The sequence below is a fragment of the Aliiroseovarius sp. CAU 1755 genome (genome assembly GCF_054482655.1).
The window spans coordinates 1,223,918-1,241,781 of sequence record NZ_JBTLRH010000001.1; the positions used below are offsets into that span (position 1 = coordinate 1,223,918).

Here is a 17,864-nt window from a genome sequence, read left to right on the forward strand (position 1 = left end):
TGCACCAGCCCCCGACACAGAGTGACACAAAAAAGGACGACCCGAAGGCCGCCCCATTCTATTGTGTTCAATCGCGCTTACGACTTAGCGAGGTTACGCAGAACGTAGTGCAAGACACCGCCGTTCTCGACGTATTCAATCTCGACTTCCGTGTCGATCCGGCACTTCAGCTCGATCTCTTGCACCGAACCATCGGCAAATGTGATCTCGCAAGGGACGTTCGACAAGGGTTTCAGATCGCCAGCCAACCCTTTGATCGAAACGGTTTCTTCGCCGGTCAGACCCAAGGATTTGCGGGTGTCGCCGCCGGTAAATTCGAACGGGATCACACCCATGCCAACCAGGTTAGAGCGGTGGATACGTTCGAAGCTTTCGGCGATCACGGCCTTGACGCCCAGAAGGCTTGTGCCTTTGGCCGCCCAGTCACGCGATGAGCCTGCACCATATTGTTCGCCACCAAAGACGACCAGCGGAGTGCCAGCGTCTTGATAAGCCATCGAGGCGTCATAGATTGACGTCTGCTGACCGTCAGGGCCTTTGGTATAGCCGCCTTCGACGCCGTCCAGCATCTCGTTCTTGATGCGGATGTTGGCAAACGTGCCGCGCATCATGATCTCGTGGTTGCCGCGACGCGACCCGTAGGAGTTAAACTCGCGCGGGGCGACCTGCCGTTCGGTCAGATACTGACCTGCGGGCGACGAGACAGGGAAAGACCCGGCCGGCGAAATGTGGTCGGTGGTGATCATGTCACCCAGAACGGCCAGCACTTTCGCGCCTTCAATGTCCGAGATCACGCCAGCATCCTTCGACATTCCTTGGAAATAGGGCGGGTTCTGGATGTAGGTCGAGGACGCCGGCCAGTCATAGGTTTCGTCGCCCGTGGTCTCAACCGATTGCCACTTCTCATCGCCTTTGAAGACGTCAGCGTATTTCGACTGGAACGCTTCGCGGGTGACGGTTTGTTCGACCAGTTCGGCCACTTCTTGTGTCGAGGGCCAGATGTCTTTCAGATAGACATCATTGCCATCCTTGTCCTGACCAATAGCGTCGGTGGTCAGATCAATATCCATGGTGCCAGCCAAGGCATAGGCTACGACCAGCGGTGGCGAGGCCAGATAGTTGGCGCGCACGTCAGGCGAGATACGACCTTCGAAGTTGCGGTTGCCAGACAAGACCGATGTTGCGACCAGATCGCCTTCGGCAATCGCTTCGGACAGCTCTGCCTGGATCGGACCGGAGTTACCGATACAGGTGGTGCAACCATAGCCCACAAGGTTGAAGCCGATCTTGTCCAGATCTTCTTGCAGGTTTGCGGCCTCAAGATACGCCGACACAACCTGGCTTCCCGGTGCCAGCGAGGTTTTAACCCACGGTTTGCGATCCATGCCAAGTGCTGCGGCTTTGCGGGCCACAAGGCCAGCGCCGATCATCACGTAGGGGTTCGAGGTGTTTGTGCACGAGGTGATCGACGCGATCACGACCTTGCCCGATTCCATAGTGTAGTCTTCGCCTTTGACAGCGACTTCCTTGCCCATGGGACGCTTGAAGGTTTCTTCCATTTCCTTGCGGAAAGCGTGCTTGGCGTTGGTCAGCGGCACATAGTCCTGCGGTCGTTTCGGGCCCGAGATGGCAGGAACGATGGTGCCCATGTCCAGCGACAGTGTGTCGGTATAGATGGGCGCGTAATCTGCATCACGCCAGAACCCGTTTTCCTTGGCATAGGCTTCGACCAGCGCGATGCGGTCTTCGTCGCGACCCGTGGTGCGCAGGTAACGCAGGGTCTCACCGTCAATCGGGAAGAAGCCACAGGTCGCGCCATATTCCGGCGCCATGTTGGCGATGGTTGCCCGGTCGGCCAGCGGCAGTTTGTCCAGACCTTCGCCATAGAATTCGACGAACTTGCCGACAACACCCATGGTGCGCAGCATTTCGACGACTTTCAGAACAAGGTCGGTGCCGGTGGTGCCTTCCATCATCTCGCCGGTCAGCTCGAAGCCGACGACTTCGGGGATCAGCATTGAAATCGGTTGGCCCAGCATCGCGGCTTCGGCCTCGATACCGCCAACACCCCAGCCCAGAACGGCCAGACCGTTCACCATGGTGGTGTGGCTGTCGGTGCCGACCAATGTGTCGGGATAAGCGACTTGATCACCGTTCTGATCTTCGTCTGTCCAGACGGTCTGTGACAGATACTCAAGGTTCACCTGGTGACAGATGCCGGTGCCGGGAGGCACAACGCGGAAGTTGTTAAATGCCGACTGACCCCATTTCAGGAAGGTGTAACGCTCAAGGTTGCGTTCGTATTCGCGGTCGACGTTCATCTGGAACGCGCGCGGGTTGCCGAATTCGTCGATCATGACCGAGTGGTCGATAACCAGATCAACCGGGTTCAGCGGGTTGATCATCTGGGCGTCGCCACCCAGCGCCTTGATGCCATCACGCATCGCAGCAAGGTCAACAACAGCAGGCACGCCAGTGAAGTCCTGCATCAGAACGCGGGCGGGGCGGTATGCGATCTCGCGCGGGTTCTTCCCACCTTTTTCGGCCCATTCGCTGAACGCCTTGATATCGTCCACGCTGACGGTGCGGCCACCGTCTTCAAAGCGCAGCATGTTTTCCAGAACGACTTTCAGCGCGGCAGGAAGGCGCGAGAAGTTGCCAAGGCCTGCAGCCTCGGCGGCGGGGATTGAATAATAAGCGACAGATGAACCACCGGCCTTGAGCGTCTTGCGCGTCTTGGCGGTGTCAGAACCTACGATAATGGTCATTGGAATGGCTCCCTTTTGGTCAGGATACAGGGTTGGGCTGGCTTGCATTTGCCCCAAAAAACGGGTGCGACGCAAGGAGATTCCGGCTTTTTGTATACTATTGCACACCAATAATCGACCCCAATCGCGACTTATCGGCGAAAACTGTAACAAACCCCTCGCAAAACCTTGATTGGCGGGTGGGCAGTTGGCGCGCTATCTAAGAACTGTTCAACGCAGAAAGAGACCCGATGAGAGCAACACTCGCCGTTTTGACGATATGCGCAGCGATCAGTTTTGGAACATTCGCCATGGCGCAGGACCGACCGGTCGTGATCGTCGAGTTGTTTACCTCGCAAGGGTGTTCGTCCTGCCCCCCCGCCGATGCCTTTCTGGGCGAATTGGCGGAACATGACGGCGTCCTGCCGCTGGCCATGCACGTGGATTATTGGGACTATATCGGTTGGAAAGATACATTCGCACGCCCCGAACACACTCTGCGGCAAAAGGCTTACGCCTATGGGTTCGGCACCCGTTCAATCTATACGCCGCAAATGGTGGTCGGAGGTGCTGATCAGGTCGTGGGGAGCCATGTGATGCAGATCATGGAGATATTGCATCGCCATCAGGACGGGGCGCAAAATGTCGCGATGAAGGTCATCAAGGGCGACAATGGTGCGCGTCTATTGCGGGTCGAACGCCAGACCCACCGCAACCTGCCAACAGCGCTCTTCATCCAACTGGTGCGGTTCATTCCGAAAGCCACTGTGGATATCAAACGAGGTGAAAACGCAGGCCGCACCATAACCTCGACCAATGTGGTGACCGACATAAGTTCGTTCGGAAGCTGGGATGGAAAATCGGCGGTCGAATTTGAACTGCCCACGCCAGTTGCCCCCGACGGGCAAGATGCGGCGGTGGTGCTACAGTCGGAGACCAAAGGCGGCTATCCGGGGCCGATCCTTGCCGCGATCCGGTTGGATTGAGCGCTCAGGCTTTCGTGTCTTCGGGCAGTTGCCACCGGTTGTGAATCCAAAGCCACTGGTCCATGTGTTCGCGAACACGCGCCTCGAACCGATCGTTGAAGTCTTGCATCATGGTTTCGGCGTCGCTGTGTTCAATCGGGTTGTCGACCAGGATCTGAAAGTCCACGCCGTTGGGGTCGCGAACCGCAAAGACCGGGACAAACAGCGTGTCATATTTCAACGCCATCTCAGCGACAGCCAGGGTCGTCATTGCGGGGCGGCCAAAAAAGCTGAGGCGTGCGCCCTGGTCTTCACGTTGGTCAAGCAAAATGGCCAGAAGTCCGCCCTGACGCAGATGTTTAACCATCGAAGCCATGCCGCGGCGCGATTGCTCAAACGCCTTGCCTTCAAACCCCTCCATACGCGCCTTGTAGCTTTCGTTGAAATAGGCGTTGGACATCGGGCGATATAAGGCGCCGGTATTGTAACCTGCCTGAATCAGAACTGCGCGCGCGGCGTCGTAATTGCCGAAATGGCCTGAAATCGCGATGATCGGGCGACCGGCGTCTTTTGCGGCTTGCAGGGCAGCAACACCCGGACCAGACATCTTGGTGCCCTCCAGATGTTTGTAGAAGGCGTTGCCAGACCACATTTCAGCCAGAAACCGGCCCGTGTTTGTTAAAACGTCACGCACCAACTTGGTCACGTCCTGTTCAGGCAGATCAGGGCAGGCAAGTGCCAAGTTGCGGCGAATGCGTTTGTCATAGCCAGCTATGGGGCCAACGACACGTGACGCAAACCACCCCACCACCGGCAACCGCCAGCGATAAGGTAACAGCCGTGGCAGGTTCAGGACGCCGGCCAGCGCCACATGTGTCAGATAGGGGACGACGCCCCTTTTTTCTTGCACCATCCTGACGGCCTTTCAAAGTGCGATGCCGGGTGATCACCGCACATGGTAATCTAGGCGCCCAGACATAGCGCCACGGGGCCTGACCCGCAAGCATTTGGCGCGACGGTAAATGCGTATGGCTCAGTCTTCATCTTCGGCGATCAACAGCACTTCGCCCGCAGCCTCAAGTTCGCGGATCTGAGCGACAATCGCAGCCATCGCGGCCTCACCCTCGGCGGCTTTGACCGTGCCGAGATTGTCCATTTCTTCACGGATCTGTTCCGACATGCGTTTGGACATCGAACCAAGGATAAAGTCTGCAACGCTTTCAAGCTTGCCGGTGGCCGCAGCAAGAGCGGTGATCAAAACCGATTGATCAATATCCTTGGTGATTTTAGGCACATCGCGCGGGTCAATGCGGGCCGGGATGTTGGCAAATGTGAAGATCGCTTTGCGCACGGCTGTGGCAAAGGTGCTGTCGTCGGCATCAAGGCCGTCAAGCACCTCGTCACGCGTTGCCGCGGGCGAGAAGTTGAGGATCGCGCCAACCCGTTCGACCGGTCCCGCTTCGAAGGCTTTGGCGGGTTGGGCGTCAAGCTGTTCGGCAAGCGCGCGACCAATTTTTTCCACCACTTCAGGATCAATAGCGCCGGTCAACGATACCGCATATGCGACCTTGCGCGCGCGTGGTCCGGGCAGTTTGCCCAGCAACTCTGCCGCGACGGACACTTTCAGCTTGGACAAAAGCACCGCTGCGATTTCGGTGCTTTCTTGTTCAAGGACGCCCAACAGAAGGTCAGGATCCAACCCAGCAATCGTTGCCCATGGATCGCTTGTCAGTCTGACGCCCGCCATTTTGCGCATGCGCGCGGCGGTGGCGGGGCTGATTGCACCATCAAGAATAGACAACGCGCCTTCAATCCCGCCGGGAAAGGCCAGACCGATGTTTTCAATCTCCACCACGAATTCGTCGATAACGGATTTCAGCGTTGCGCGATCAATATACCGCATGCTCGACATTTGTCGGATCAGTTCGGTTTGCAGCGCATCTGGTAAATCTTGCAGCGACAGTGCCGCGCCTTCCGCCAACAGCAAGCGCACGATGATCGCGGCCTTCTGTTTTCTGGACAGGACGGGAGGCACAGCAGACAATTGACCAGCGGCGCCATGATACCCGTCTGAACTGTCAAACGAACTGGGCGACATTCCCATGTCTGTCGACATGATGTCGGTATTTGCGATATCCAGTGCGGTCAACGCGTGGCCTCTTTGATCTGGTTTTGGCCAGATTGGCACGGTTGAGTTAAGGCGGGCTTACCGCCATCGCTATTTTAGCTTGAAACGGCGTCAACGCAGGCTTGCGTGGCGTCATCCCAAGTCTGACCTGCGTCACAGCTTGCGGCTGTGTGTTCGCCACGTTCGCAGCCCATTGCAACGGAGAGCGTTGGCAAAATGGTCAGCACGAGTGCGCAGATAAGGGTCTTGAAACGCATTGGGGCCTCCTTTCGGAAGCCCCATGATAGCATGAATGTCGCGCGCGTCCAAATGGAGCGCCGCACGTGTTCCGATCAGTCCTCGCCGAACACGCGTTTGAAAATCGTGTCGACGTGTTTGGTGTGATAGCCAAGATCGAATTTTTCTTCGATTCCATCGACACCCAGCGCCTTGACGACGTCTTCATCCGCCAATAGTTCGCCCTTGAAATCGCACCCGGTTTCCCAGACTTTCAATGCGTTACGCTGCACCATGCGGTAAGCGTCTTCGCGGTTCACGCCAGCTTGGGTCAGGGCCAAAAGCACGCGCTGCGACATGACCAGACCAGGGAACTTGTTCATGTTGGCGATCATGTTTTCGGGATAGACCAACAGCTTGTCGATCACCGACGTCAGCCGCGCCAAGGCGAAATCCAGCGTGATCGTGGCATCAGGCCCGATATTGCGTTCGACCGAGCTGTGCGAGATGTCGCGCTCGTGCCAAAGCGTCACGTTTTCCATCGCAGGCACCACGGTCATACGGACCAAACGAGCAAGACCGGTCAGGTTCTCGGTCAGAACCGGGTTTTTCTTGTGTGGCATCGCGGACGAGCCCTTCTGGCCCATCGAGAAGAACTCGGCCGCTTCCAGCACCTCTGTGCGCTGCATGTGGCGGATCTCGGTGGCGACGTTTTCAATTGACGACGCCACGACACCAAGGGCTGCGAAGAACGCCGCGTGGCGGTCGCGCGGGATGACCTGGGTCGAGATCGGCTCGGGCTCCAGCCCCAGTTTTTCGCAGACATGTTCTTCCACGGCGGGGTCGATATTGGCGAATGTGCCGACAGCGCCGGAAATCGCGCCCGTTGCGACCTCCATCCGGGCTTTCTTCAGGCGGTTCAGGTTGCGGTCCATTTCCGCATAGAAGCGCGCGAAGGTCAGGCCCATGGTGGTGGGTTCTGCGTGGATGCCGTGGCTGCGCCCGATGCGGATCGTGTCCTTGTGTTCAAGCGCGCGGCGTTTCAGAGCGGCCAGCAAGGCTTTGGTATCTTCGATCAGGATGTCCGCTGCGCGCACCAGTTGCACGTTGAAGCAGGTGTCCAGAACGTCCGACGAGGTCATGCCCTGATGCACAAAACGCGCCTCTTCGCTGCCCACATGTTCTGCAAGGTGGGTCAGAAAGGCGATGACGTCGTGCTTGGTTTCGGCCTCGATCTCGTCGATGCGCGCCACGTCGAATGTCACGTCCTTGGCTTTCCATACGGCGTCGGCATTTTCGCGTGGGATCACGCCCAGATCGGCCATGGCGTCGCAGGCATGTGCCTCGATCTCGTACCAGATCTTGAACTTGGTTTCGGGCGACCAGATGGCGACCATATCGGGGCGGGAATAACGAGGGATCATGCGGGCAGACCTTTTCGGTTGGTGAGCAGTCGCGCAGGTCATAAACCGCTGCGGCACGGCAAACAAGAGAAGGGGCGGGGGCCGATGCGGATTCGGGTGATGTTAGCGGCGAGACCGGTCGCAACCGCCCATCAAAATCCGCTGTCTGACCCTTGCTGCCATTTCTGCACAAGATTTCCGAAGCGGGTGAACTGCGCTTCGAACGACAGATCGACAGTGCCGATGGGGCCATGACGCTGCTTGCCGATGATGACTTCGGCCTTGCCGTGCAGGTTCGACATTTCGTCTTGCCATGCGGCCATGCGGTCCAATTCATGATCGCCGGGCTTTTCACGTTCCTTATAATATTCTTCGCGGAACACGAACATGACCACGTCTGCGTCCTGCTCGATCGAGCCGGATTCGCGCAGGTCTGACAGTTGCGGCCGCTTGTCATCGCGGCTTTCGACCTGACGGCTAAGCTGCGACAAGGCGATGACCGGGATGTTCAGCTCCTTGGCGATGGCTTTCATGCCCATCGAGATTTCAGCGATCTCGTTCACCCGGTTCTCGGCGGTGCCACGGCACAGCTGCAAATAGTCGATGATCAGAAGGTCCAGACCATGTGTCCGCTTCAGGCGGCGGGCACGGGCGGCCAACTGGCTGATCGGCAGCGCGGGCGTGTCATCAATGAACAGCGGGCAGCTTTCCAAATCCTTTGCCGCATCGACAAACCGGCGAAACTCGCCTTCGTCCATGTCACCCTGACGGATCTTGTGGGACGAGATTTCGGACGCCTCGGCCAGAATACGGCCTGCCAATTGTTCGGCCGACATCTCAAGCGAGAAAAAGCCGACAACGCCGCCATCAATCGCACCGTCACTGCCGTCAGGCCGCGTGCCTTTCTTGTAGGCCTTCGCCACGTTGAACGCGATGTTGGTTGCAAGCGAGGTTTTCCCCATAGACGGACGACCCGCAAGGATCAGAAGGTCCGACGGGTGCAACCCGCCCAGTTTGGTGTCCAGATCGGACAATCCGGTTGAAATGCCTGCCAGACCACCTTCGCGCTGATAGGCGGCATTGGCGACCTGAACCGCGTCGGTCACGGCTTTCAGAAAGCTTTGAAATCCGCTGTCGGTTTGACCCGCTTCGCCCAGCTTATAAAGCGCCTGTTCGGCTTCAACGATCTGTTCTTTCGGCTCGGACGATATGTCGACTTTCTGCGCCTTGGACGAAATATCCTGACCCAGCTGGATCAACTCGCGACGGATCGCAAGGTCATAGATCATCTGCGCATAGTCGCGGGCCGCGAAGCTGGAAATCGCAGCACCGGCCAGACGCGCCAGATAGGCGGGACCGCCGAGTTCCTTCAGGCCCTCGTCATCTTCCATGAACGCCTTCAGCGTCACCGGGCTGGCAAGTGCGTTTTTCGAAATCCGGCTGGCGGCGATTTCCCAGATGCGGGCATGCACGGGTTCATAGAAATGACCCGCATTGATGATCGAGGCGACACGGTCATAGACGTCGTTGTTCGTCAGGATCGCGCCCAGAAGCTGTTGTTCGGCTTCGATGTGATGGGGCAGGGCATCTTGCACGCCATCGGACTCCGCGGGCTTGCCCGACGCGTCACCCTGTTGAAAGCCACTGATCTCGTTCATCTGCTCACTGCCCCTTTTGTTGGGGATGTTTTACGCGCCCTGATGCGACCACGCAAAATGTATGTTCCTGTGGGAATCCTGTGGATAACGCGACCCTACCATATATGGCGGGGTCATGCAGGAGAATTTCCAGATGTTGCGTTTCGTCAGCCCTGCATCCGCGCTTTTTGCCAGGCGCGGGGGTCTTTCAGGAAGCGTTCCACCTCGTCCAGAGTCTCGGTCGAAAAGGTGCCTTGGGCCTTGGCCTCAGTCAGAACGTCCCACCATGTGCACAGGTGGATCAGTTGAACGCCATGATCGCCAAGGGTTTTTTCCGTCTCGGGGAAAATGTCGTAATAGAAGATCACGGCAGTGGCCGCGCAGGTGGCCCCCGTGTCGCGAATCGCATCGACGAAGCTGAGCTTCGATCCGCCATCCGTGGTCAGGTCTTCGACCAAGAGCACGCGCTGCCCTTCGCTCATCGCGCCTTCGATGCGGGCGTTCTTGCCATAACCCTTCGGCTTCTTGCGCACATAGGTCATGGGCAGGGCCAAGCGTTCGGCGACCATGGCCGCGAAGGGGATGCCCGCGGTTTCGCCACCGGCGATGTTGTCAAACGCCTCGAACCCCGCTTCGCGCATAATCTCGACCGCCATGAAATCCATCAGGGTCGAGCGGATGCGCGGGAAGCTGATCAGCTTACGACAGTCGATATAGGACGGGCTGGGCAGGCCAGAGGCGAGCGTATAGGGCTCGTCGGTGTTGAAGTTCACGGCCCCAATTTCCAACAGCATCCGCGCGGTCAGGCGGGCGATTTCATCCTTGGTGGGGAAGGTCGAAGGGATCATGGGCAGCGGTCCTTGTTCAGTGGTTCAGGCCTCGACCCGCCAGTGCAGCGGAAAACCGGGGTCGAAGGTGGTGACGGTGTGTTCGCCTGCCTGCAACGTGGCAGGATAGGTGATCGGGTCGCCCTTGCGGAGCGTGATCATGTCCTCGTTCACGGGAAGGCCATAGAAGGCCGGGCCGTGGATCGACGTGAAGCCTTCGAGCTTGTCCAGCGCGCCCGCGCCCTCGAAGGTTTCGGCCAGGATCGACATGGCGTTTGGCGCGGTGAAACACCCGGCCGAGCAGCATTCGCTTTCCTTGGCGTGGGTGGGGTGTGGCGCACTGTCGGTGCCGAGAAAGAAGCGAGGGTCGCCCGATATGGCCGCGACCAACAGGGCCTCGCGGTGTTCGCGGCGCTTCAGGATCGGCAGGCAGTAATAGTGTGGACGCATGCCACCGACCAGCATGTCGTTGCGGTCCAGGATCAGGTGCTGCACCGTGATGGTGGCGCCGATATTGGTGTCATTCGCCTTGACGTAATCGGCGCCGTCTTTGGTGGTGATATGCTCCATCACCACTTTCAGGTCGGGGGTGGCGCGGCGGATCGGATCCAGCACGCGGTCGATGAAAACAGCCTCGCGGTCGAAAATGTCGATCTCGCTATCGGTCACTTCGCCGTGGACGCAGAGCGGCAGGCCGATCTCGGCCATCTTCTCAAGCACCGGGCGCACCTTGTCAAAATCCTGCACGCCGGACGCCGAGTTAGTTGTGGCGCCCGCCGGGTAAAGCTTCACCGCTTTCACCAAGCCGCTGGCGGCCGCGGCGGCAACATCTGCCGGGTCTGTCTCCTCGGTCAGATAAAGCGTCATCAAGGGTTCAAAGCGCATGTCGGCGGGCAGCGCGGCCATGATGCGGTCGCGATAGGCCTTGGCGTCCGCGTTTGTGACCACCGGGGGCACAAGGTTGGGCATGATGATCGCACGCGCAAAATGACGTGCAGTTTCAGGCAGGACGGCGTGCAGCATCGCGCCATCGCGCAAGTGCAGGTGCCAGTCATCGGGGCGGTGGAGTGTCAGTGTCTGGGTCATCGCTACAGGGCATAGCGCAGGCCCAGACATCGTGCCAGATGATTCGCACCAACCAACCCGGTCAGTGGGCCATCCTTGGCGGGCACCGTCGGCTTAAGCGTTGATTGGTTCGATCAGATCGAAGTCAGAAAGCTCTGCTTCTGCATCGGGAGGCAATCCGGGCAACAGTGGCTGAAGCGCGACAGGGGTCAGGTGGGTGGTCACATGGGTGTGTGTTTCGTCCCGATAAAATCTGGGATTGGCCAAGATGGCTTGCGGCAGCAAAGACCGATCGAAAACCCGCTTGCGATGTGGTGTGACCGTTACCGTATGTGCAGATCCGGTCAGCGCCCCTGCGTCTTGTCTGTTTGGGTTGGCGGCAGCTGCAAGGCTGGTGAAATGACGCCGCAGCTTATCTTCACGGGCGTGCAGCCAGCGCAGGGCAGCGCGGACTTGCGCCAGTTCGTCGGCAGGGTGAAGGGGCCCCGGAGCGCGCGGGTCTTGCGTCAGGGGCATGGGCAACGGTGTGCCGGTCAGGGGGGTGCGAATCTGTTTCATACCCCAAGCTTCGCGCAGGGAAGGTTAAGACCACCTTAACCAAGCGCGACGGTGTGGATCAGGGCGTTTGAAGGGCCTCCAGCGCTTGTTCGGCCTTGGCCAGTGACCGCTTGAACCGGCGAATGCGTCTGCGCGACAGAACGTTTTTGGACAGCATCTGCACCAGCCTCATGCGCTCGGTGTTTTCCACGCGGGCCAGCAAACGGCGCAGATAGGTGATGTGATCGCGCCGCGCCCGAAGGGCGGTGTAGCAGGCGGTTTCGGTCAGCGCTCCGTCGGCTGCCAGCTCGACCAATTCACGCGTGACGCCCATTTCCCAAAGGGCGCGCGCCATATCGCTCCCAAGCCAGCGGCTGCGAATGTGATGCACATTGTCGCCGTTGAACAACGCCGCATGCATCGCGTCTTCTGTGATTTCGGGATCATATAGCACAAATACGCTATCCGCCACTTCCACCATATCCGGGGCAAACCCATAGCGATCTGAAAACCGGGTCCGCCGCATTTTGGGAAAGCGGCGGTCCCATTCGGTGCGCGTAGGGTCAAGCGTCGCTTGCGGTTGGACGGCGATCACAGTCACGTCCGGGGCGACGACCGAAAAGGCCGCCGCCGCGTAGCCGCACATCCCAGCGCCATAAAAAACAACGCGTTCGAATTCCTCGAAGAAACCATCTTCGACTAGGCGGTCAAAATAGCCAAACACCGTGCGGTCGCGAAACCAGCTGTCTTCATGCGCCAGCAGACACAAATTAGACCACCCGTTTTCGCGCACCAGTTCCCACCCCATGGGCATTTGATCGGGCAGCGTGGCGCGTATGTCGTCAATGGTTTCGAAGGTCACGACAAGCGTCGTGCCTTCGTCTGTCAGGATCGCGGAATGGCGCCCCCCAAGGGGTTCGAAATAGCCGCGCTCTTCGCCCATCGCTTCAATTTCAGCCAACCATTCGGACGGGTCGCTGTCGGACAAATCTATCGCTATCTGCTCGGATCGCAGGTCGTCTTGCATCGCCAGCCCCTTCTTTATTTTGCGTCGCCTGATAGGGATCTCAGCTAGGGAATAAAGCGGGCGGGAATGCGAGGGCAATAGGGCAAAAGAAGGGAGGTCCGAGTTTTTTGACTCGACTGTTTCCACGCGAGCCTCAATCTTTTTTGGCGGCAGCGATTTGTGCAAATTCATATATGTTTTGCGCCAGCGCAGGCGGGACAGGTCGCGCCGGAGGCGTCATGATCAGTCGCCCCATCAGCGCCCGGTTCGCTTCTTCGCGCATCAGCGTTTCGTATCGCTTTCGTCGCCAAACCACAGCGCTGTCGTGCAGCGCGCGAAGCTCGGCATCTGTGTGAAACCGCTCTAGATGGGGGTCGCGCAACGGAACACTCGCGCGGATCGAGAGGTCCTCGACCTCGTTCCAATTGCGTTCGACCCAGTAATCCATCCCCATCGGGCCATCAGCGCGATTAACGCGGCCCCGATCGCATTTCACCACATAGCTTTCCATCGCCCCAAGCGGATAATGGTTAAGCTGCACCAAGCCATAATTCGGACGCGCAAACGGGGAGAAAAGCTGCTTTGTGCGAAAGCTGTCAGGCAGGGCACGCCCTTCGCCGTCGAACCAGTTGACCCGTTCGACCCGCCCTTCGACCGGGGCGCGGGGCCGGTGAACGCCCAGCTTGCGGTAAGCACCCGTGTTGCGAAACAGCGTTTTGAACATGAAGGCACGCCATGGCCAGGCCATCACCTCGGGGGCCGCGCGGGTGAACTGTTCGGTGACGGGCTTGTCTTGATACGAGACACAACCCGCATTGCCAAAAAGCCGCCAGGTCAGCGTGATCGCATCCGCGTCAGGAAGGGCTGCCATCAATGCGGCCAGCGTGTGATCGCCGGCGTGGACGTTCACAAATTCATCGACATCCAGCGTCATCAACCAGTCCGCGTCGCGCACCAGCGGATGCTGGTCCGCCTGCTTGAACCCGGTCCATTGTATGCCACCCTGACCGTAAGGGCCGTCGTTACGAAGATGGGTCAGTTCGCCCATTGCCTGTAACCGGTCAAGCATGGCATCGGTGCCATCATCGCAATCATTTGAAAGCACAAGAAAATCGGTGAACCCAATACCCTTGTGATGGGCCAGCCATTCAAGCAGAAAGGCGGCTTCGTTCTTGACACAGGTCACAGCGGTGATGCGCATGGTCACCGACGTCCCGGGCGACATTGAATCGCTGTCATCATCCACCTGCCTCCTGACCCAAGATCCGACCGGCGCTATGCATTGTGGTCTTGGGGTTCGGTATAAGTGTCAGACCCGCGCATATGCGTCAACATTTGCCCCACCGTCACCTGTGTCGCGGCCAGATTTCCGCTTGCCCTGTCACGTGCGGGTGTCAAGAGTTGGGGCGCAACAGAACTGAGCGTGACATGACCAACCCTTTTACACCCAACACCCCACCTGAAACCGCGCTTGCGTGGCATCGCGCTGGGCGTGGGGTCGCCTTGGTGACGGTGATCGAAACCTGGGGCAGCGCGCCGTGCCCGGTGGGAAGCCAGCTTGTGGTGTCGCAGGACGGCGCGTTCGAGGGGTCGGTGTCGGGCGGATGCGTTGAAGGCGCTGTGGTGCTGGAGGCGCAAGAAGCGCTGGCAGATGCCCTCCCGCGCTTGTTGACCTACGGTGTCTCGAACGGTGATGCCTTTGCCGCCGGGCTTGCCTGTGGCGGCACGATCCGCCTGATGGTCGAACCGATCAGTGACGATCTGGGGCAAGGCTTGCCGGTCGCGCTTCTGGCAGAGCTTGTTGCCCATCGTGCCAGCCGGACACCTGCTGTCTATCAGGTCAATCTTGCGACCTGGGCGCGCGAAGTGATCGACGCGCCATCACAACCCGCGCCCGTCTTGGCGGCCAAGACAGGCGTGGTGGGTGAGCTCTTTTCTGCGGCCCATTTGCCGCCGCTACGTCTGTTTCTTGTCGGCGCGGTGCATATCGCCCAAATCCTGGCCCCGATGGCAGCGGCTGTCGGCATTACGCCCACTGTCATTGACCCGCGCGGCCAGTTTTTGACGGCCGAGCGATTTCCGGGGGTCGCCATCGTCAACGAAGACCCGGAAGACATTCTTCCAAACCTTGGATTGGATGCGCACAGCGCCGTGGTCACCTTGGCCCATGACACCAAGATAGATGATCCAGCACTTGTTCAGGCCATTGCGGGCGGGCCGTTCTATATCGGCTGTCTGGGATCGCGGCGCACCCATTCGGCGCGTCTGGCGCGGTTGCGGAACATGGGGGTCACCGACGACCAGCTTGCGAGGCTTCATGGGCCGGTTGGGCTGGATATCGGTGCCATGGGGCCAGCCGAGATTGCAGTCTCAATTCTTGCCGAGCTGATTGCAACGCACCGGGGTAAACGCCTGCAAGGCCCCGCCGGCCCTGCGTCGCTGCGCGCCTAGTGACCGGCAGCCTTCGGTTTGCGGCGTAGGACAAGCACACGGGCCACAAGAATGACCGAAAAGCTGACAGCAGCGGCCAATGTGTCGTCTGTATAGGCCAACAACAGAAGATAGACGGCCCCTCCGACCAGTGACAGCGTGGCGTAAAGGTCTTCTTTCAACAGACTGGGGGTCATATTGCACAGAAGGTCGCGGATCATCCCGCCTGCTGTGCCGGTGACGCAGCCAATCACGATCGCCAACAAGGGCGATATGCCCGCATCCAGCGCCACCTGAACACCTGTCAGCGTGAACAAAGCCAAGCCAATGGCATCCAGATGCATCAAAACGGACAGCCGCCGCCCGCTTCCGGTCGTCATCCTGCTGGCAAAGGCAAAGCTGATCAGCGCGATGGGGACGGCAACTGCCAGATAGCGGCTGTCGGTGATCCAGAACACCGGGGTCAGCCCCAAAAACAAATCGCGCAAAGTGCCGCCGCCCATGCCGGTCGCAATCGCCAGCACGGTGGCGCCGAACGGGTCCATCTGGACGCGATGCGCCTGAAAGGCAGCCGAGGCCGCCATGACAGCCGTTGCCAGTAGCGACAGCGGGACAAACAAGAACGACAGCGTTTCCATGGCGACACCCTATAGCCCGCGAGGGGCGCCTTGGAAAGCGGCTGCGTTGGCGGCAGTTGCTTAGGCCGAAGGGGGCGGCAATCGGTCTCGTCATTTGTGATGTTCCCTGCCGGTGCACGGGGATATAGCTTGTGCACAAAGGAGAGCCCGATGAACCAATCCGCGAAGTTCTGGGACAAGATTGCAGAGCGCTATGCGCAATCACCGGTTCGATTCGCAGAAAGCTACCAGCAAACGATGGCGCGCACCCGGTCCTATCTGACGGCAACTGACCGCGTGCTGGAGATCGGAGCCGGAACGGGCTCCACCGCGCTGGAGCTTGCGCCATTGGTGGCGCATCTCACCGCCACCGACTTTGCACCCCAGATGGTCAAAATCGGCGCTGAGAAAGCGCGCACGCAGGGCGTTACCAATATCGACTTCGTGGTCGCCGACGCGCTGGTTCCTGATTTGACCGGCCCTTTTGATGTCGTGCTGGCTCATAACGTGCTGCATCTGGTGGATGATCTGCCCGCCTTGCTGGCGCGGTTGCACGACCTTCTGACGCCCGGCGGCTTGCTGATTTCGAAAACGCTGTGCACACCACAGAGGCGCGGGCCGCTGATCTATTACGCGCTGCGGCTGTTGCTGCCGATCGCGCAAGCGCTGGGCAAGGCGCCTGCCCTGAATTTCATGAGCGTCAAACAGCTGGAAACGGCTCTCACCGATCAAGGGTTCGAGATCATCGAAAGCACCACCACACCGGCCAAGGAACTGCGGCGCTATATCGTGGCGCGTCGCTAAGGTCGGACGACGCGGGGGCGTTGGCCCTGAGTAAAGCCATGGCACAAACGAAAAACGCCCCGCAACCGCGAGGCGTTTTGTGCGTTGTTTCAAAACCGCTTACTTGGGCATCGGGCCGATCATCATGACCATCTGGCGGCCTTCCATCTTCGGCATGTTTTCGACCTTGCCGATTTCCTTGACGTCCTCGGACACGCGGATCAGCAGGTCACGCCCCAGATTCTGGTGCGCCATCTCGCGGCCACGGAACCGAAGGGTCACTTTGACTTTGTCGCCGTTCTCAAGGAACTTCACGACATTGCGCATCTTGACGTCATAGTCATGCGTGTCTGTATTGGGACGGAACTTGACCTCTTTGACCTCGATGGTCTTTTGCTTCTTGCGCGCTTCGCTTTCGCGCTTCTGCTGTTCATATTTGAACTTGCCGAAATCCATGATCTTGCACACGGGCGGGGTCGCGTTGGGCGAAATCTCGACCAAATCCAGGCCGGCTTCTGCCGCCATTACCATGGCTTGGGCGGGCGTAACCACGCCAGCGTTTTCGCCATCCGCGCCAATCAGGCGAATTTCGGTGGCCTTGATGCGTTCATTTACGCGGGGGCCGGTGTCGCGCTGCGGGGGCGCGTTATGAGGTCTGCGGGCTATGGTGTCATTCCTTCTGACGTTTCTGTAATCTCTGGAAGCGGAAGGTAAAGCGACCATCCGCGCCTTTCAAGCCGATAGTTGGCGTTTTGACGCTCATCTTCGCGAAGGCCCCTTGTGCATGCCGTGTGGAAGCTGCACATGCCTAGGCATGACAGCGCACGGGGGGACGCCCGGCGCACCAATGAAAAAGCTGAGGATATTGAGATGAACAAGTCAATCATTGCCCTGCTGGTCGTGATCGCCGCCCTTTTCGGTGGCTATAAATGGTACGAAGGCAACCAAGCCAAAATCAACGCCGAACAAGCCGCTGCAGAAGCCAAAGCTGTGGAAGACGCCGCCGCCGAAGCCGCTGCAAAAGCCGAAGCGGAAGCCGCTGCTGCCGCTGCTGCTGCCACCGAGGCCGCTGAACAGGCTGCTGCCGAAGCGGCTGCTGCGGCTGAACAAGCTGCCACTGAAGCGGCCGAAGCCGCCGAGTCTGCGACTGACGCGGCCACGGACGCCGTCGAAGGCGCCACAGATGCTGTTGAAGGCGCTATGGAAGCTGTCAGCGACGCCGTGGAAGGCGTGGTTGGTGACAGTGCAACCGACGCTGATGCGGCAGGCGGCGCTGCAACTGACGCGTTGACCAAACAGGGCTTCGACGCCACCAAAGTGAACGAGATGATCGACAGCTCGTCGCTGGGCGACGCTGAGAAAGCGGGCCTGAAAGCCGCAGTCGAAGCCGCAGCAAGCAACCCGGCGCTGCTGGACGCTGCGATCAATCAGGTGAAAGCCGCGCTGGGCATGTAAGCCCCCGGTACTGCAACACAAGAAACGCCGCGCGGGAAACTGCGCGGC

17 protein-coding genes are annotated in these 17,864 nt (G+C 59.3%); 4 read left to right on the top strand and 13 right to left on the bottom strand.

Going from position 1 to position 17,864, the window contains the following annotated elements; translation table 11 throughout:
• Positions 1-77: 77 nt before the first annotated feature.
• Positions 78-2,768 carry an aconitate hydratase AcnA gene (gene acnA, locus ACXYMP_RS06150; RefSeq protein ID WP_458905008.1) on the bottom strand — a complete coding sequence of 897 codons (2,691 nt, stop codon included), beginning with the start codon at positions 2,766-2,768 and terminating at the stop codon, positions 78-80.
• Between the two features lie 230 nt (positions 2,769-2,998).
• Between acnA and ACXYMP_RS06155 the strand changes: the two genes are divergently transcribed.
• A complete protein-coding gene (locus tag ACXYMP_RS06155) occupies positions 2,999-3,733 on the top strand; it encodes a DUF1223 domain-containing protein (protein WP_298570319.1) in 735 nt (244 codons plus the stop codon).
• 4 nt (positions 3,734-3,737) lie between these two features.
• On the opposite strand, the gene ACXYMP_RS06160 is transcribed toward ACXYMP_RS06155, so the two are convergent.
• The 10 genes from ACXYMP_RS06160 to ACXYMP_RS06205 all read right to left on the bottom strand — a co-directional run bounded on the left by ACXYMP_RS06160 (position 3,738) and on the right by ACXYMP_RS06205 (position 13,732).
• On the bottom strand, positions 3,738-4,625 hold the full coding sequence (locus tag ACXYMP_RS06160) for a lysophospholipid acyltransferase family protein (protein WP_298570310.1): 888 nt from the start codon (positions 4,623-4,625) through the stop codon (positions 3,738-3,740).
• Positions 4,626-4,745: 120 nt separating this feature from the next.
• The gene (locus ACXYMP_RS06165; protein ID WP_458905011.1) at positions 4,746-5,861 is read right to left on the bottom strand and encodes a flagellar motor switch protein FliG; all 1,116 of its coding nucleotides are present in this window, start codon (positions 5,859-5,861) and stop codon (positions 4,746-4,748) included.
• A 74-nt stretch (positions 5,862-5,935) separates the two neighbouring features.
• Positions 5,936-6,097 carry a hypothetical protein gene (locus ACXYMP_RS06170; protein WP_298570294.1) on the bottom strand — a complete coding sequence of 54 codons (162 nt, stop codon included), beginning with the start codon at positions 6,095-6,097 and terminating at the stop codon, positions 5,936-5,938.
• A gap of 75 nt (positions 6,098-6,172) precedes the next feature.
• Positions 6,173-7,480 carry an adenylosuccinate lyase gene (gene purB, locus ACXYMP_RS06175; RefSeq protein WP_458905013.1) on the bottom strand — a complete coding sequence of 436 codons (1,308 nt, stop codon included), beginning with the start codon at positions 7,478-7,480 and terminating at the stop codon, positions 6,173-6,175.
• Positions 7,481-7,611: 131 nt separating this feature from the next.
• A complete protein-coding gene (locus ACXYMP_RS06180) occupies positions 7,612-9,117 on the bottom strand; it encodes a replicative DNA helicase (RefSeq protein ID WP_298570276.1) in 1,506 nt (501 codons plus the stop codon).
• Between the two features lie 146 nt (positions 9,118-9,263).
• Positions 9,264-9,944, bottom strand: coding sequence for an orotate phosphoribosyltransferase (locus tag ACXYMP_RS06185; protein WP_458905016.1), 681 nt, complete (start codon positions 9,942-9,944; stop codon positions 9,264-9,266).
• 24 nt (positions 9,945-9,968) lie between these two features.
• Positions 9,969-11,009 carry a dihydroorotase gene (pyrC, locus tag ACXYMP_RS06190; RefSeq protein WP_458905018.1) on the bottom strand — a complete coding sequence of 347 codons (1,041 nt, stop codon included), beginning with the start codon at positions 11,007-11,009 and terminating at the stop codon, positions 9,969-9,971.
• 93 nt (positions 11,010-11,102) lie between these two features.
• Positions 11,103-11,546 (bottom strand): hypothetical protein, encoded by a 444-nt coding sequence (locus tag ACXYMP_RS06195; protein WP_458905020.1) that lies wholly within the window; start codon positions 11,544-11,546, stop codon positions 11,103-11,105.
• Between the two features lie 58 nt (positions 11,547-11,604).
• Positions 11,605-12,552 (bottom strand): phosphoadenosine phosphosulfate reductase, encoded by a 948-nt coding sequence (locus ACXYMP_RS06200; protein ID WP_458905022.1) that lies wholly within the window; start codon positions 12,550-12,552, stop codon positions 11,605-11,607.
• 133 nt (positions 12,553-12,685) lie between these two features.
• Positions 12,686-13,732 (bottom strand): glycosyltransferase family 2 protein, encoded by a 1,047-nt coding sequence (locus tag ACXYMP_RS06205; RefSeq protein WP_298570475.1) that lies wholly within the window; start codon positions 13,730-13,732, stop codon positions 12,686-12,688.
• Between the two features lie 227 nt (positions 13,733-13,959).
• On the opposite strand from ACXYMP_RS06205, the gene ACXYMP_RS06210 reads away from it, so the two are divergent.
• Positions 13,960-14,982, top strand: coding sequence for an XdhC family protein (locus tag ACXYMP_RS06210; RefSeq protein ID WP_458905024.1), 1,023 nt, complete (start codon positions 13,960-13,962; stop codon positions 14,980-14,982).
• Here the strand turns inward: ACXYMP_RS06210 and ACXYMP_RS06215 are convergent.
• Entirely contained in the window at positions 14,979-15,599 is a 621-nt protein-coding gene (locus ACXYMP_RS06215; RefSeq protein WP_298570224.1) for a trimeric intracellular cation channel family protein, read from the bottom strand. The two genes, ACXYMP_RS06210 and ACXYMP_RS06215, sit on opposite strands and share 4 nt — an antisense overlap.
• 150 nt (positions 15,600-15,749) lie before the next feature.
• Here ACXYMP_RS06215 and ACXYMP_RS06220 point away from each other — a divergent pair, with 150 nt between their 5' ends.
• On the top strand, positions 15,750-16,382 hold the full coding sequence (locus tag ACXYMP_RS06220) for a class I SAM-dependent methyltransferase (protein WP_458905027.1): 633 nt from the start codon (positions 15,750-15,752) through the stop codon (positions 16,380-16,382).
• Between the two features lie 99 nt (positions 16,383-16,481).
• Here the strand turns inward: ACXYMP_RS06220 and infC are convergent, their stop codons facing one another.
• Positions 16,482-17,084 carry a translation initiation factor IF-3 gene (infC, locus tag ACXYMP_RS06225; protein WP_458905029.1) on the bottom strand — a complete coding sequence of 201 codons (603 nt, stop codon included), beginning with the start codon at positions 17,082-17,084 and terminating at the stop codon, positions 16,482-16,484.
• 147 nt (positions 17,085-17,231) lie between these two features.
• On the opposite strand from infC, the gene ACXYMP_RS06230 reads away from it, so the two are divergent.
• Positions 17,232-17,816: a hypothetical protein gene (locus ACXYMP_RS06230; RefSeq protein ID WP_458905031.1), complete on the top strand. Its 585-nt coding sequence runs from the start codon at positions 17,232-17,234 to the stop codon at positions 17,814-17,816.
• Positions 17,817-17,864: the final 48 nt, after the last annotated feature.